17 protein-coding genes are annotated in these 13,813 nt (G+C 71.3%); 9 read left to right on the forward strand and 8 right to left on the reverse strand.

What is annotated here, in order from left to right:
- The first annotated feature begins 44 nt into the window (after positions 1–44).
- Positions 45–1,811, forward strand: a complete 1,767-nt coding sequence (locus BJY18_RS34590) for a 3-keto-alpha-glucoside-1,2-lyase-like domain-containing protein (RefSeq protein ID WP_184784035.1) — start codon at positions 45–47, stop codon at positions 1,809–1,811.
- Between the two features lie 45 nt (positions 1,812–1,856).
- On the opposite strand, the gene BJY18_RS34595 is transcribed toward BJY18_RS34590, so the two are convergent.
- The 4 genes from BJY18_RS34595 to BJY18_RS34610 all read right to left on the reverse strand — a co-directional run bounded on the left by BJY18_RS34595 (position 1,857) and on the right by BJY18_RS34610 (position 5,410).
- Entirely contained in the window at positions 1,857–2,057 is a 201-nt protein-coding gene (locus BJY18_RS34595) for a ferredoxin (RefSeq protein ID WP_184784036.1), read from the reverse strand.
- Between the two features lie 25 nt (positions 2,058–2,082).
- Complete coding sequence (locus BJY18_RS34600) at positions 2,083–3,303, reverse strand: cytochrome P450 (RefSeq protein ID WP_184784037.1); 1,221 nt, start codon at positions 3,301–3,303, stop codon at positions 2,083–2,085.
- A gap of 174 nt (positions 3,304–3,477) precedes the next feature.
- On the reverse strand, positions 3,478–4,137 hold the full coding sequence (locus tag BJY18_RS34605) for a response regulator transcription factor (protein ID WP_184784038.1): 660 nt from the start codon (positions 4,135–4,137) through the stop codon (positions 3,478–3,480).
- 1 nt (position 4,138) lies between these two features.
- Entirely contained in the window at positions 4,139–5,410 is a 1,272-nt protein-coding gene (locus tag BJY18_RS34610) for a sensor histidine kinase (protein ID WP_184784039.1), read from the reverse strand.
- 164 nt (positions 5,411–5,574) lie between these two features.
- Between BJY18_RS34610 and BJY18_RS34615 the strand changes: the two genes are divergently transcribed.
- Together BJY18_RS34615 and BJY18_RS34620 are read left to right on the forward strand one after the other, a co-directional pair.
- Complete coding sequence (locus BJY18_RS34615) at positions 5,575–5,787, forward strand: hypothetical protein (RefSeq protein ID WP_184784040.1); 213 nt, start codon at positions 5,575–5,577, stop codon at positions 5,785–5,787.
- A 29-nt stretch (positions 5,788–5,816) separates the two neighbouring features.
- The gene (locus BJY18_RS34620) at positions 5,817–6,806 is read left to right on the forward strand and encodes a CPBP family intramembrane glutamic endopeptidase (protein WP_184784041.1); all 990 of its coding nucleotides are present in this window, start codon (positions 5,817–5,819) and stop codon (positions 6,804–6,806) included.
- Positions 6,807–7,023: 217 nt separating this feature from the next.
- On the opposite strand, the gene BJY18_RS34625 is transcribed toward BJY18_RS34620, so the two are convergent.
- Positions 7,024–7,581 carry a hypothetical protein gene (locus tag BJY18_RS34625; RefSeq protein WP_184784042.1) on the reverse strand — a complete coding sequence of 186 codons (558 nt, stop codon included), beginning with the start codon at positions 7,579–7,581 and terminating at the stop codon, positions 7,024–7,026.
- Between the two features lie 295 nt (positions 7,582–7,876).
- On the opposite strand from BJY18_RS34625, the gene BJY18_RS34630 reads away from it, so the two are divergent.
- Positions 7,877–8,068: a hypothetical protein gene (locus BJY18_RS34630; protein ID WP_184784043.1), complete on the forward strand. Its 192-nt coding sequence runs from the start codon at positions 7,877–7,879 to the stop codon at positions 8,066–8,068.
- Positions 8,065–8,421 (forward strand): WGxxGxxG family protein, encoded by a 357-nt coding sequence (locus tag BJY18_RS34635; RefSeq protein WP_184784044.1) that lies wholly within the window; start codon positions 8,065–8,067, stop codon positions 8,419–8,421. Before BJY18_RS34630 ends, BJY18_RS34635 begins: the two co-directional genes overlap by 4 nt.
- A 32-nt stretch (positions 8,422–8,453) precedes the next feature.
- Here the strand turns inward: BJY18_RS34635 and BJY18_RS34640 are convergent, their stop codons facing one another.
- Positions 8,454–8,897 (reverse strand): ATP-binding protein, encoded by a 444-nt coding sequence (locus tag BJY18_RS34640; RefSeq protein WP_312874065.1) that lies wholly within the window; start codon positions 8,895–8,897, stop codon positions 8,454–8,456.
- Between the two features lie 115 nt (positions 8,898–9,012).
- Between BJY18_RS34640 and BJY18_RS34645 the strand changes: the two genes are divergently transcribed.
- Positions 9,013–10,227 carry a PP2C family protein-serine/threonine phosphatase gene (locus BJY18_RS34645; RefSeq protein WP_184784045.1) on the forward strand — a complete coding sequence of 405 codons (1,215 nt, stop codon included), beginning with the start codon at positions 9,013–9,015 and terminating at the stop codon, positions 10,225–10,227.
- Here BJY18_RS34645 and BJY18_RS34650 read toward each other — a convergent pair whose 3' ends face one another.
- Positions 10,228–10,587, reverse strand: coding sequence for an STAS domain-containing protein (locus tag BJY18_RS34650; protein ID WP_184784046.1), 360 nt, complete (start codon positions 10,585–10,587; stop codon positions 10,228–10,230). It abuts the gene before it with no gap.
- Between the two features lie 268 nt (positions 10,588–10,855).
- A complete protein-coding gene (mbp1, locus tag BJY18_RS34655; RefSeq protein WP_184784047.1) occupies positions 10,856–11,095 on the reverse strand; it encodes a microaggregate-binding protein 1 in 240 nt (79 codons plus the stop codon).
- A gap of 199 nt (positions 11,096–11,294) precedes the next feature.
- Here mbp1 and BJY18_RS34660 point away from each other — a divergent pair, with 199 nt between their 5' ends.
- The 3 genes from BJY18_RS34660 (at position 11,295) to BJY18_RS34670 (ending at position 13,764) form a co-directional block, all read left to right on the forward strand.
- Positions 11,295–11,741 carry a hypothetical protein gene (locus BJY18_RS34660; protein WP_184784048.1) on the forward strand — a complete coding sequence of 149 codons (447 nt, stop codon included), beginning with the start codon at positions 11,295–11,297 and terminating at the stop codon, positions 11,739–11,741.
- Positions 11,742–11,804: 63 nt separating this feature from the next.
- Complete coding sequence (gene cseB / locus BJY18_RS34665; RefSeq protein ID WP_184784049.1) at positions 11,805–12,500, forward strand: two-component system response regulator CseB; 696 nt, start codon at positions 11,805–11,807, stop codon at positions 12,498–12,500.
- A 1-nt stretch (position 12,501) separates the two neighbouring features.
- The gene (locus BJY18_RS34670; RefSeq protein WP_184784050.1) at positions 12,502–13,764 is read left to right on the forward strand and encodes an ATP-binding protein; all 1,263 of its coding nucleotides are present in this window, start codon (positions 12,502–12,504) and stop codon (positions 13,762–13,764) included.
- Positions 13,765–13,813: the final 49 nt, after the last annotated feature.

Raw genomic sequence — 13,813 nt, forward strand, 5'->3', positions numbered from 1 at the left:
AGTAACCGGTGCGTTTCCGTTGCAGGACTGGGAAAGGGACACGGATGCGAAGCTCACGCGTACTGCTGCTCTTGTTCGCCACACTGCTGTTCGGGGCGTTCGCCCCGCCGGTCGCCTCGGCCAATGGCCGCGGCGACAGCATGTACACCCGGTCCTCGGACGCCGAGTTGCTCGCGTACGCGCGGGTGATCCGGTTACAGCACAGCGGTTCCCGCGACGGAACACTGCTGGGCAGCTTCGAGCACGCGCGAAAGGACGGTGCGCCGGCCGAGTTCGTGCTGCGGGAGTCCACGGACGACGGTGCGACGTGGACGACGAAGACCACCCTCGGCGATCCGCTGACCGGTCCGGACCACCCGTCCGACCAGATGTGGCAGCCGTTCCTGTTCGAACTGCCCACCGCGATGGGTGCGTTTCCCGCGGGCACCCTGCTGCTGTTCGGCAATGTCGCACCGAGCACCAAGAAACGCACCGATTTCGTGTCGTGGCGCAGTACCGACCACGGCGCCACCTGGCAGTTCCAGTCGGTGATCCAGACCGGGGGCGGCAGTGTCGGCGCACCACACGGCGGTTCCGGTGTGTGGGAGCCGTTCGTGATCGTGGACGGTGCGGGCCGGCTGGCCCTGTACTTCTCCGACGAGCGCACCGAACCCGAGCACGCGCAGGTGCTCGCGCACATCGTGTCCGAGGACGGCGGAGTCACCTGGAGCGCCCACCCCGACGGCTCGACGAACTTCGCCCCCGGCCGGGTCATCGACGTGCAGAGCACCTCGCCGACCGACCGTCCGGGTATGCCGACGCTGGCCAAGCTGCCCGATGGCACGATCGCGATGGCGTATGAGATCTGCGGCGACGGGCGCAACTGCGAGGCGCACGTGAAGACCTCATCCGACGGCGGTCAGACGTGGGGTGCCGGTCCGTCGGATCTGGGCACCGAGGCGGTCACCACCGACGGGCGCTATCTCGGCAGCAGCCCGTATCTCGTGTGGAGCCCGGCCGGCGGTGGCCGGTTGCTGCTCACTGGCATGCGCACCCGCTACGCCGCGGACAACGCGTTCACCCCGGAGGACCGGCAGGCGATCTTCGTCAGCACCAGCGGCGCCAAGGGCCCGTGGTCGTGGATGCCGGCGCCGTTTCAGCCGCGTACCGCCTCGAACTGCAGCACCAGCTACAGCCCGGACCTGCTGCTGAGCCCCGACGGCGAACGCGTGCGTTACACCACGGCGACCGCGTCCGGCGCGAGCGGCTGTATGGAGGGCACTGCCGTGGGTTCGGTCGCCGCGCTGCCGGCGACGTTCGGCGGAAGCCGGTCCGGCTGGATCGACTACGGTGGCTGCTGGTCCACTTCGGACGGTGTGCTGTCCGAAACCTGCGGCGGCGACGGGGGAAACAAGTCACTCGCCGGTTCGACCGGGTGGGGTGACTACACGCTCACCGGCGACGTCCGCATCGACCAAGGCACGCAGGCCGGGTTCGTGGTGCGCGCGACGGATCCTGGCATTGGCGCCGACGCGCTCCACGGCTACTACGTCGGCGCCACCGCTTCGCGGCTGTTCCTCGGCCGGGAGAACGGTTCCTGGACCGAACTGGCCTCGGCGCCGATCCCCGGCGGGCTGGCCACCGGTGCCTGGTACCACGTTTCTGTCCAGGCGAAGGGCTGCACCTTCACCGTGACCGGCACTCGCCCGGATTCACCGGAGCAGGCGCACTTCACGCACACCGATCCGGGCTGCGCGGCCACGCACGGCGCGATCGGCGTCCGCGCCCAGTCAGGTACCGCGAGCTGGCGGAACCTCAGCGTGCGTGCCTGAACCAAGTACGGATCCGGTCTCCGCCGGAGACCGGATCCGTGCCGTTCACGCCTCTCCGGCCACCGTGATCGCCGCTCCGGGGCACACGCTGGCGGCCTCGCGCACCAGTGCATGGTTGTCCTCGCCCGGCTGCTCGTCCAGCAGGAGCACGATGCCGTCCTCCTCGCGCTGGTCGAACACCTCCGGCGCGAGCAGCACACACGTTCCGGCGCCGCAGCACCGGTCTTCGTCCACAGTGACCTTCATCCTCGTTCCTTCCTTGGCACAGTCGTCACCAGCGCACCGGCAGTTCCCGCAATCCGCCGACCGCGAGGCCTTCGACCCGGCGCAGCCCGGTCTCCGGCACGGCGAGTTCGAGTCCCGGCAGCTTGCGCAGCAGAACCTCCAGCGTCACCTGCAGTTCGGTGCGCGCCAGCGGCTGGCCGAGACAGGCGTGCGCGCCGGCGCCGAACGCGAGATGCGGGTTCGGGCTGCGGCGCAGGTCCATCTCGGCGGCGCCGCCGAACGCGCGCTCGTCCCGGTTGGCCGCGGCCATACTGCACATCGCGGTGGTGCCGCTCGGCAGCACCGCGTCACCGACCTCGAGGTCCTCGGTGAGGTACCGCGACATGCCGACGCCCGCGTTGGCGTCGAGGCGCAGCGATTCCTCGACCGCGGTGCGCACCAGCGCCGGGTCGGCGAGCAGCGCCTCCCACCGGGTGCGGTCGACGAGCAGCATCGCCACCATTTTGGCGATCATGTTCGCGGTGGTCTCGTGCCCGGCGATGAGCAACCCGATGCCGGTGGCGGCGAGCAGCGCGTCGGACCAGGGTTCGCCGTCCGCGTCGGTTTCCGAGAGCAGCGCGCTGAGCAGGTCCTCGCCCGGGTCGGCGCGCTTGACCGCGAGGTGCCCGCCCAGGTACCGGCCGAACTCCGCCTGCGCGGCGTCGAACTCTTGCTGGGTGTAGCGGGTCATGCTGAGCATCACGTCGGACCAGTGCGCGAACAGGTCCCGGTCGGTGTCCGGGACGCCGAGCAGATCGCAGATCACCCACACCGGCAGCGGAAACGCGAGGCCGGCCTTGAGGTCCGCCGGTGCGCCCGCGGCGGTCATCTCGTCGATCAGCTGCTCGGCCATCGCGGCGATCGCCGGCCGCAACGCGTTCATCCGCTTGGCGGTGAACCACTTCCCGATCGTCCGGCGCCAGTTCAGGTGCGCGGGCCCGTGCTGCGGGATCACGGCGGCCATGTCGCTGTTGAACACTCCGCCGCTCTCGGTGTCGGCGACCCGGGCCGCGTCGTCGCCCGGCGTGGGCCGGGTGAACCGCGGATCGGACAGCACCGCCTTCACGTCCTGGTAGCGGGTGATCAGCGCGGCCTCGTCGCCACTGGCCAGCACCACCTTCCCGACCGGGCAGCGTTCCCGGAACTCGGCCCATTCCGCCGGTGCGTCCAGCGCGCCCGCCGCTTCGAACGGGAAACGCGGCGGCTGCTCGATGTCACTCCGGGTCATCGCGGACTCCTCCTCGCCTGTGGCCTCTGCGCCCGAGCATGGCCGAGGAGCCACGATAAGTCAATCAGCTGACTTAGCGATGGCGGTGCGGTAATGAGAGAGTGCGCGGAAAGTAGTGCCCCACGGTTCTCGCCACGCGACGGGCTGCCCGCACGGGCTCGGCCCGTCTCGCGCTCAGTTCCGGCGCCGGGCGTTCTCGAGGTAGCGCAGGACGGCGGCCACCCGCCGGTCGACCTGGTCGGCGGGGGACAGGTCGAGTTTGGCGAAAATGCTGCGGATGTGCTTGTGCACGGCGCCGTCGGTGACCACGAGCCGTTCGGCGATCGCGGTGTTGCCCAGTCCCTGCGCCATCAGCGCGAGCACGTCCCGTTCCCGCGGGCTGAGCCGTTCCAGGCGGTCGTCCTGGCGGGAGCGGGTGAACAGCTGGGCGACGACCTCGGGATCGATGGCGGTACCGCCGGCGGCCACCCGCCGCAGCGCCGTCAGGAACTCCTCGACCCGGCCGACCCGCTCCTTGAGCAGGTAGCCGAGCCCGCCGGCCCCGCTGCCGAGCAGTTCGGTGGCGAAGCTCTGCTCGACGTAGGCGGACAGGACGAGCACGGCCAGCTCGGGCCTGCGCCGCCGGGCCTCGACGGCTGCGCGGATGCCCTCGTCGGTGTGCGAAGGCGGCATCCGGACGTCGAGAATGGCGATGTCGGGCCGGTGCTCCTCGATGGCGTACAGCACGCCGTCGGCAGTGCCGGCGGTGGCGACCACGTCGAGCGCCTCGGCGCGCAGCAGCAGGGCGAGCCCCTCACGCAGCAACGGGTCGTCCTCGGCAATCACGATGCGCACGTCACGCTCCACTGGGCAGTTCCATTTCGAGGATCGTCGGGCCGCCAGGCGGGCTGTCCAGGCGGAGGGTGCCATCCTGGGCGGCCAGCCGGCGGCGGATACCGGTGAGCCCGGAACCGCCGCTCTCGTCGGCGCCACCCCGGCCGTCGTCGGTCACGACAAGACGCAGCCGGCCGCCGCGCGCGCGGACGGTGATCGTCACCTGGCCGGCGCCGCTGTGCTTGGCGACGTTCGTCAAGGCTTCGGCCGCGACGAAGTAGGCAGTCGCCTCGACCGAGGCGGCGCACCGTTCGGGCGTGTCCACGTCGATCCGGCACGGCACCACCGACTCGGCCGCCAGCCCCGACAGCGCGCTCTCCAGACCCCGGTCGGTCAACACCGGGGGCAGGATGCTCCGCGCGACCGAACGGAGTTCCGCCAGCGCCTGTTCGGCGGCCGACTGCGCGCGCTCGAGGATTTCCCCGGCGTGGTCCGGATCGCGGGTGACCTGCCGGCGTGCGGCACCGAGCAGCACGGTCACCGTGACCATCCGGTTCTGGCTCCCGTCGTGCAGTGCACGTTCGATCCTGCGCAGTTCCGCGGCGTGCGCGTCCAGCGCGGCGGCACGGCTGGCGGTCAGTTCCGAGATCCGCATCGAGAGGTCGGTGCCGGGGTCGGCCGCGAGCAGCCGCCGGCCCGGGTTCGCCTGGAGCCGGGCCAGTGCCGGCCCGAATCCCACGATGAGCGCGATCCAGCCCACTCCGAGCAGGGCGACGGCGAACGCGTCCGGCCAGGAGTGTGCGACACCGAAACCGAGCGAAGTGGCCGTCGTGTCCTGCGGGGCGAACCGCCAGTACAGCGGAAAAGCGAGGTCTCGCACGGCGAGCATCGGCAGCACGACACCGAGCAGCCCCAGCAGCAGACCAGCTGTGCCATGCCGGGCGAGCCAGCGCAGCTCCCGCCTCGTGACCGGGTCCGCGACGGCGAGCCGCAGCCGCAGCGGAGGACGGTCCGGGGGGATGAGCTCGGCACCGATCCGGGCGAGCCGCTGCCGTTCCCGGCGGGCAAGGGCGTGCACGGCACGCAGCACCAGCGGTGCCAGCAGCAGACCGACACCGACCACAGAGGACACCGCGGCGAGCACGGCGAGGACGAGGACGCCCAGCGCCGGGGCCGCCGTGGTGAGCCCACTGCCGAGGTGCCCGAGCGCGGTGCCGCCGGCGCTCGCCGAACGCCGGACGATCTGCCCGAACCCCGGCTTCCGCTCTTCGGACGCCTCTGCGCGCGCTGCCATCCGCCCTCCTTCCGTCGTGGGCAACCTTAAGCGCCCCGGCGCTTCGGCGGCTACGGAAGTACAGCCTGCTGTACCTGCGAGTGGGCCGCCTACGGGATGGGAGGGCGCCTTCGCAGCTCATAGCGTTTCCGGACGACAGGGCACACCACGAAAGGCGAGAAGCAATGACGAATACACAACCGCCGCCGCGGCACGACGTGACTCCCGTATCGCGCGGCAGCGTCGTCCGCACCCTGCTGTGGGCACTGCTGGTGATCAGCGTGCTCGCCAACATGGTCGCCTCCTTCATCGACGTCCCGACCTGGCCGCATCTGGCCTGTGGGCTCGTCACCGCCGCCTGCGCGACCGCGTTGCTCGTGACCCGGCTTCGGAGCTGAAGAACCCGCACCGTCCGGAAAGGACAGAAATGACCACGAACGCCCCGAACGAGGACAGGCGTGACCGGCGATCCCCGGCCGCCCCACGGAACAACGTCCTGTGCCGCCGCCCGCTGCTCTCGTTCTTCGTGCTGACGATCACCCTCAGCTGGCTGGCCTGGGTGCCGTATGTGTTGTCCCGCAACGGCCTGGGGGTGTGGCACTTCACGTTCCCCGGTGAGGCGCTGGGCAGCCAGCTCCTTGGCGTGCTTCCCGGCGCCTATCTCGGCCCGATCGCCTCGGCCCTCATCGTGACCGCGGCGACCGAGGGCCGCGCCGGGCTGCGCGTCTGGCGTCGGCGAATGACCAATTTCCGGGTGCGCTGGTACTGGTACCTCGTGGTGCTGCTCGCGGTACCGGCCGCGTTGACACTGGGGACCGTCGTGCTCAGCGGTCAGGCGCCGCTGGTGCCCCCGGCGACCGTGCTGGCCGCGTTCCTGCCGGGGCTGGTGCTGCAGATGGTCACCACCGGCCTGGCCGAGGAACCCGGCTGGCGCGAGTTCGCGATGCCGCGCATGCAGCGTCGCCTCGGGCCGGTCGCCGCCACCCTCGCCGTCGGCGTCATCTGGGGTGCCTGGCACCTGCCGCTGTTCCTCACCGACTGGGGCGGCGGCCCGGCCCGCAGCCTCGTCGAACCGGTGGAGTTCCTGGTCACCGTCGTGGCCTTCAGTTTCGTGATGACCTGGGTCTTCAACCGGAGTGCGGGAAGCATGCCGCTGGTCATGCTGGTGCACACCAGCGTCAACAACTTCGTTTCGGTGGCGTGGGCGTCGATGTTCCCGAACGTCGCGCCGGACGTCACGACCCACGCGTTCCTGCTCACCTCCGCGGTGGCGGCGGTGCTCGTCCTGGCCCTCACCCGCGGCCGGCTCGGCGTGCCGAGGCGGGACCGGGACGACTTGTCACTCATCCGGGTGGATGACGGTTGTCCGGGCGATGACCGGTTATTCGGTGCGGACCCGTTGGCACGAGGGAAGTGAGGAGCGTCATGACGGCCTGGTGGGGACTGGTGGGTCTGGCAGGACTGCCCGGGGTGTACGGCGTGCTCCGCGCGGCCGCGGCCCGGTCGCCGGCCGGACGTGATCCGCTGGCGCGCTACCCGGTCGCGCAGGAACCGGCGCTCCCGAACGCCGACGCGGCGCACACGCCGCTCATGCTGCCGCGAGTCTCCCCGGAAATGCTCCACAACGACGGCGGCTACGACCCCCAGCCCGACGGACCCCGTGCGGTCCCCCAGCCCGGCCCCGCACCGGTACCCACCCCAGCCGCCGTCCCCCAGGCCCGCACCGGTGCCGAGGACGCTCCAGCCCCGCCCGCGGCCACGGTACCGACTGCAGCTCCGGTCCCGGGCGGAAGTCCGGTGCCGAGTGGGGGCGCGGTGCCGAGTGGGGCGCAGGTGCCGGTCGGCAGTGCCGTGCCGAGCGCAGTTTCGAGCGCGGCCCCGATGCAGGGCGGGAGTGCGGTGCCGAACGCGGTTCCCGCGGCGAGCGCGGTCCCCACGGTGAGTGCGGCCCCGGTACCGGGCGTGAGCCCGATGCCGAGTGCGAGCCCTGCGCGGAGCGTGGCTCCGGAGCCGAGTGCGAGCCCTGCGCCGAGCGTGGCCCCGGAGCCGAGCGCGGTCCCGGTGCAGAGTGGCTTCCCGACGCCGAGCCTGCCCCCGGTGTCGGGTGCACCTTCGGCGCCGAGCACACCTCCGGCACCGGGCGGCAGCTCGGCTCCGGCCGACGCACGGGCTTCCGTGGAGACTCCGCCCACCGCACAACCGCCGGCCCCGGCGTCCGTCCCGGGCACACCCGAGCCCCCGACGTCGTGGGAACCGGGCCCTGCGCTCGTTCCGACGCAGCCCTTCACCGCGCAGCCGTCCCCTCCGGACGGCGACGCCGGCAGGAGCGCGACCATCGCCCCCGTGGCGGCGGAACCTCCGAAACGGCCCGAAGAACCGAAACCGATTTCTGACCACACGGAACCACCCGCCCGCGCGGAGTCGCCCGTCCGCTCCGAAATGGCGGACAACTCCGAAAAGACCACGCACGCGGAAATACCCGACCGCATGGAATCGCTCGACCGTTCCGAGACGCCCGACGGCTCCGAGAAGCCCGACAGCTCAGCGCCCGCTCCGGAGCGGGGGGTGCGAAGCCTGCGGCGCCAGCCGGTGCAGCAGCTGGCCACCTCGGTCGTGGCAACGATCCAGCACCGCCGTGGGCAGATCGCCCGCATGTTCCGAAAGGAGAACAGCACATGATCGGCAAATCCCGACGTCTGGCGTGCGCGCTCGGCATAGCGGCCACCGTCCCGTTGGTCGCGGCCGGCTCTGCCGAGGCGGCCGCACCGGCGCCCGGCTCCACGCACGCCGTCAGCTACGCGGTCCCGGCACCGGCCCAGAACCAGGACAACCAAGACAACGACAACGACAACGGCGACAACGGGTTGTGGGGCCTCTTCGGCCTGGTCGGCCTTCTGGGTCTCGCGGGCCTGGTGCGCCGCGGCCCCAAACGGGGCGCCATGGCGGGCTACCCGGCCGCCGACCCGGACCAGGCCCCGCCGGCGAACACCTACCCGCCCGCCAGCCCGCGTCGTGGCCCTCCGGACACCTGAGCGCACGCACTGGTTCGGCTGGGCCCGCGTTGTCAGGAGTGCTGCGCGTCGTGGCAGGGATCCAGCAACGCGGTGCCGCAGCCGAGCCGCGCCCACACCGTTTTCCCGTCCGGGTTGTCGTGGACACCCCAGGCGTCGGTGAGGCGGTCGACGAGCAGCATGCCGCGGCCGCGCAGACTGCTCCGGTCGGGCTGCCGGAGAAAGGGACGACGGCGTTCCGGGTCGTCCACCTCGATGACCACGAGACACGGGTGGGAGAGGACGGTCAGTCGTGCCCAGCTGGGGCCGGCGGTGTGCTCGCAGGCGTTGGCCGTGATCTCCTCGACCACCACGAGGACGTCGGCGAGGTGATCGGGCCCCAGATGAGCCAGTGACCGGCGGGCCCAGCCGCGGAGCCTGCCGAGTGCCGGGAGCCCGGTTCCCCGCAAGTCCATCACCCAGGGCGCGCTGTCGTACCCCCAGTCGGGATCTGCCACCTCGCCCCTTTCACCCGCAGGCCGCTCACGCAGGACTGCGTACCCGGAGCGGGCAGGTTCCACACGCACGGAGCGGCTCGTCGCCGAGCCGGGTGTGCCCGGCTACGGTCATGCTATGCCGCAGCGCACGCCAGAGCCGGAGTCCCGGACCCTGCTGAGCGAGATCATCAGCACCGGGACGACTCACGTCGGTCTGGCCGAAGAGCTGGAGAAGACGCTCGACCGGGCATGTGCCGTCCTTGAGGTCGACACCGCCACGGTGCTGCGCCACGAAGCCCGGTGGCAGCATCTCGTCGCGGTCGCCTCCGCCGGCCTCGAAGAGGAGGTCTACCAAGGGACGCGGGTGCCGGTCGGCAGCGGGTTCGCCGGTGCCGTGGCGCAGAGCCGGGAACCGGTCGTGATCGACCGCGTCGACGAGACCACGGTGGTGAACGCCCTGCTGTGGGAACGCGGCCTGCACACCATGCTCGGCGTGCCGATGCTCGCCGGGGACGAGCTGGTCGGCGTCCTGCACGTCGGGTCGGTGCGGGAACGCGCGTTCAGTGCCACCGACATCGAGACCGTCCGGCTGCTCGCCGGCCACCTCGCGGCCGCGATGCAGGCGGAGCTGTTGCGGCAGAACCAGTCGGCGACGCTCGCGCTGCAGCGCAGCCTGCTGCCGGGCTCGCTGCCGCGGATCGACGGACTGCGACTGGCCGGCCGCTACGTCCCGGGCGCCGGTGCCGGGCTGGGCGGCGACTGGTACGACCTGTTCGAGCTGCCCGGTGACCGGGTCGGCATCGTCATGGGCGACGTGTCCGGACACGGCCTCGACGCCGCGGTGATCATGGGGCGGCTCCGCAGCGCACTGCGCGCGTACGCGCTCGACTGTGCGGATCCGGCCGAGGTGCTCGGCAAGCTGAACCGCAAGGCCGACCACTTCGAACACGGTGTGATGGCGACCGTCGCCTACGGAATCATCGATGCCGGGCGATCGCGGCTCGCGCTGTCCCTCGCGGGGCACTTGCCGCCGGCCCTGGTTTCACCCGGCACAGCGGCGGAACTGGTGGACGCGCCGGCCGACCCGCCGATCGGCCTGACGACCAGGCCGGCCCAGCGGCGCACCACCGTGGTCGGCCTGCGGCCGGACACCGTACTGGCCTTCTACACCGACGGCCTGGTCGAGCGCCGCGACCAGCTCGCCGACACCGGGATGCGACTGCTCACCGAGCTGCTCCGGGTCGAAGAGCCCGAACCCGCCTGCACCCGGCTCATGTCGAAGCTGGTCGGCTCCCGTCCCCCGCAGGACGACGTCGCGCTGGTGGTGATCCGCGTCGCCGGCACCCGGTGATCACTCCCGGTCCAATGCCGTCTCGAGCGTGCGGTACAGCGGCAAGCTCTGTGCCAGGCCGGTCAGCTCGATGGGCCGCACCGTCGCCCGGCCGGCCGCCACGATCCGGAACGACGTGCCACTCGGCATCCCCTGACACAGCGACAGCAGCGCGGTCAGGCCCGCCGAGGCGAGGAAATCCACCGCACTCAGGTCCAGCACCAGCACCGGCGGACCGAGCGTGCACGCCTCGGTGACCGCCGCCGTCACCTTCGGCGCGGTCACCACGTCGATGTCTCCGCGCACGGTCAGCACCACAGCCGGTGACCGGTCTTCCCGCTCGATCGACAGCTCTCCCGGCGAGCCGATCAGATCGCTCATCGCGCTTTCCCTTCGCAGGCCAGTCCTGTCCCCTGGCACAGGACTGGGAGGTCACCGTTGGTTGCCCGGCCCGGTCAATCTTGCCCATCCGGCGGCGCCACCGCACGGACCGCACGTTCGGCGAAGCACCCGCCGTGGCCGATCCGGGCGGTACGGCCATTCGCGGCGCCTCAGCTCCCGGGACTGCCAGTCGTGAACCGACGGAAACCGCCGCCGCGACTCGTGGTCGCGGCGGCGGTCGTGCCTTGGTGCTCCAGCGGGGCCGCTGTCACTCCTGCTCGGAGCGCTGCCTGGCCTCGTCCGCCCTCGCTTCGGCGCGGGCCCGCTCGGCGGCGGCCTCCTTCTCCGCGACTTCCCGCTGCGAATCGGCCTTGTCCTGCTGTGCCTTGCCTTCCCGATGCAGGGAATCGTTCCCGCCGACCGCGCCGGCCATCTCCTTCATCTTGCCCTTGACGCCTTCGACCGCGCCCTTGACACCTTCCGACGGCCCGCCTGCGTTGTCAGCCACGGCGTTCTCCTCACTGTCGTCGTACGGTTGGGTGCTCGTCGGCTACCCGTTGGCGCGTCGCTGAAACACCTTCCGCCGGCGGCTCTGTCACACGGCTGTGACAGAGCCGCCGGACGACCGACACTTCGCTCCGGCCGCCTCGTCACGCGAGCCGGGCACTGTGGGTTTCGCAAGCAACAGTGCGAGCCGAGGAGAAGTAATGGGAGTCATGCGGATGAAGCGGGGCACGATCACCGGCGTCGTCGCCGGTGCGGTACTGCTGGCGGCCGGCGGAACGAGTGTCGCATTCGCGCAGAGTGATGCTTCTGACATGCCGGAGGCCACCACGTCCGGCGCACCGGCCAACGCGAACGGAGAGTCGCAGGGCAGCGTCGTCACGGGCGATTACTACGTGTGGCTGCACACGCTGAACGACGAGGGAGAAGGACTCGGGACCGGGATCGCGCCGCACACCACCCAGGACCTGGGGACGACGTTGCATCCGAGCGGCGGGGGCTGGACGCCGACGATGCTGAAGTTCACCGTCGGGGAGGACAGCGAAGGGCCTGCCGTGGCCACCTATGCCATCCCCGCTGCGGGCAAGTTCGTCGCGTGCACGGCGACCGGCACCGAAGCCGATCCGGACATCCAGTGTACGGCCCGATGAGGTGATCCACGAGCCCGTTCGGTCTCCGAAGTGGACGATCGTGGATCCGGTAGCGTCCAGGCGATGACGACTCCGGTTTCCGTGTTGCTGGTCGAAGACGACAGTGTGATCCGGAAGGCGCTGGCCGCGACGCTGTCGCGGTACGGTTACACGGTGAGCACGGCCGGCGACGGCCTCACCGGACTGGAGATGTTCCGGCGGGACGCTCCGGATCTGCTCCTGCTCGACGTCATGCTGCCCGGCCTCGACGGAATCGGGGTGTGCCGGCGGGTCCGGGAGACCAGCACCAGCCCGATCGTGATGATGTCCGCACGGGACCAGGCGCTGGATGTGGTGTCGGGTCTCGAAGCAGGCGCGGACGACTACGTGACGAAGCCCGTCGACACGTCCGTGCTGGTCGCGCGGATCCGCTCGGTGCTGCGCCGGGCCGGCTACCACGAGCACGGCTCCGGCGAACCTGCCGGCACCGGCACCGGGCCGCTCACCTTCGGCGATCTGGTGATCGATCCCGGCGGGCTCGAAGTGACCGCGGGAGGCAGTTCCGTCGCGCTCAGCGCGACGGAACTGCGCCTGCTGCTCGAGTTCGCCGAGCATCCCGGGCTGGTGCTCAGCCGTACGACGCTGTTGCGCTCGGTCTGGGACTACGGCTGGGACGGGGACAGCCGGGTGGTCGACACGTGCGTGCAGCGGCTGCGGACGAAGATCGGCGCCGAGCGGATCGAGACGGTCCGCGGATTCGGGTACAAACTGAGGACGTGACATGCGCAACCGGATCGGTGCTTTCTTCCGCGTCGCGTTCGCCTGGCGGTCGTTGCGCTGGCGGATCGCCGCGCTCGCCGCGGCCTCGGCGACCGTCGTCGCGGTCGTCCTCGGGGTGGTGGTGCACCAGCAGTCCTACGCCAGAAGCGTGCTGGAAGGCGAATACCTTGCCGGGGAGGCGCTCAACAGCGCCGAGGGCACTTACCGGGCGACCGGGCAGCCGGCCGGAAGCACCGCCACCGGAACGGTCGTCTCGACCGGGGTGCCGCGCCCTCTGCTGGATGCCATCCACGGCTCCGACCATGTGGTCGGCACGTGGTTCGACACGACTCAGCCGGGCCGGCCACGAATGTGGGCGGGCCACTACCTCGACGGCCGGCTGATCGCGGTCCGGGTCGAGCTGGAGGAGACTTTCGACCGTCTCCACGACCAGGACGTGTTCGTTGTCGAAGCGACGGTGGGCACCCTCGTCGTGGTGTTCGTCGCGGTGGCGTTGGTGAGCGAGCTGATCACCCGCCGGCTGCGTCGCGTCGCGCGCACCGCGTCGCGAATCGCCGAGGGAGACCTGACGGCGCGGATCGGCGCCCGCCCCGGGGACGAGATCGCCGATCTCGGTTCGGCCGTCGACTCGATGGCCGGTGCGTTGCACCGGAGGCTGCTCACCGAGCAGAGGTTCACCGCGGACGTCGCGCACGAACTGCGTACGCCCCTCACCGGGCTGGTCACCTCGGCCGAGCTGCTGCCCGAGGGCGAAGCGACCGTACTGGTCCGGGACCGGGTGACGGTGTTGCGCTCGTTGGTCGAAGACCTGCTCGAAATCTCCCGCCTCGACGCTGGTGTGGAACGAGCCGAACTGACCCCGGTGCCGCTCGGGGAGCTGGTCGCGGAGGCGGTTTCGCGGACCGGCCTGCCGATTGTGGCCGAGACCACCGGCGCCCGGCTGGTCCGGACCGATCCCCGCCGGGCCGAACGGATCGTGGCGAACCTCGTGCACAACGCGGTCCGGCACGGCGGCCCGCCGGTCGAAGTGACCGTGACCGGCCCGGCGGTGCGGGTCCGCGACCACGGCCCCGGCTTCCCGGAAGCGCTGATCAGCGAAGGGCCCCAACGCTTTCGCACCGGCGCCGCGGAACGCGGGAGGGGACAGGGCCTCGGCCTGACCATCGCGGCGGGCCAAGCGGAGGTCATCGGCGCCGAGTTGACGTTCTCGAACGCGGCGGACGGCGGCGCGGTCGCCACCGTGATCTTCCCCGCTGTCGAATGAGCTGAAGATCGAGTGGACCGGTCGCGGACGTCCCTCCCGCACGAAAGGC

Source organism: Amycolatopsis jiangsuensis (assembly GCF_014204865.1).
In the GTDB taxonomy this organism is placed as follows: domain Bacteria; phylum Actinomycetota; class Actinomycetes; order Mycobacteriales; family Pseudonocardiaceae; genus Amycolatopsis; species Amycolatopsis jiangsuensis.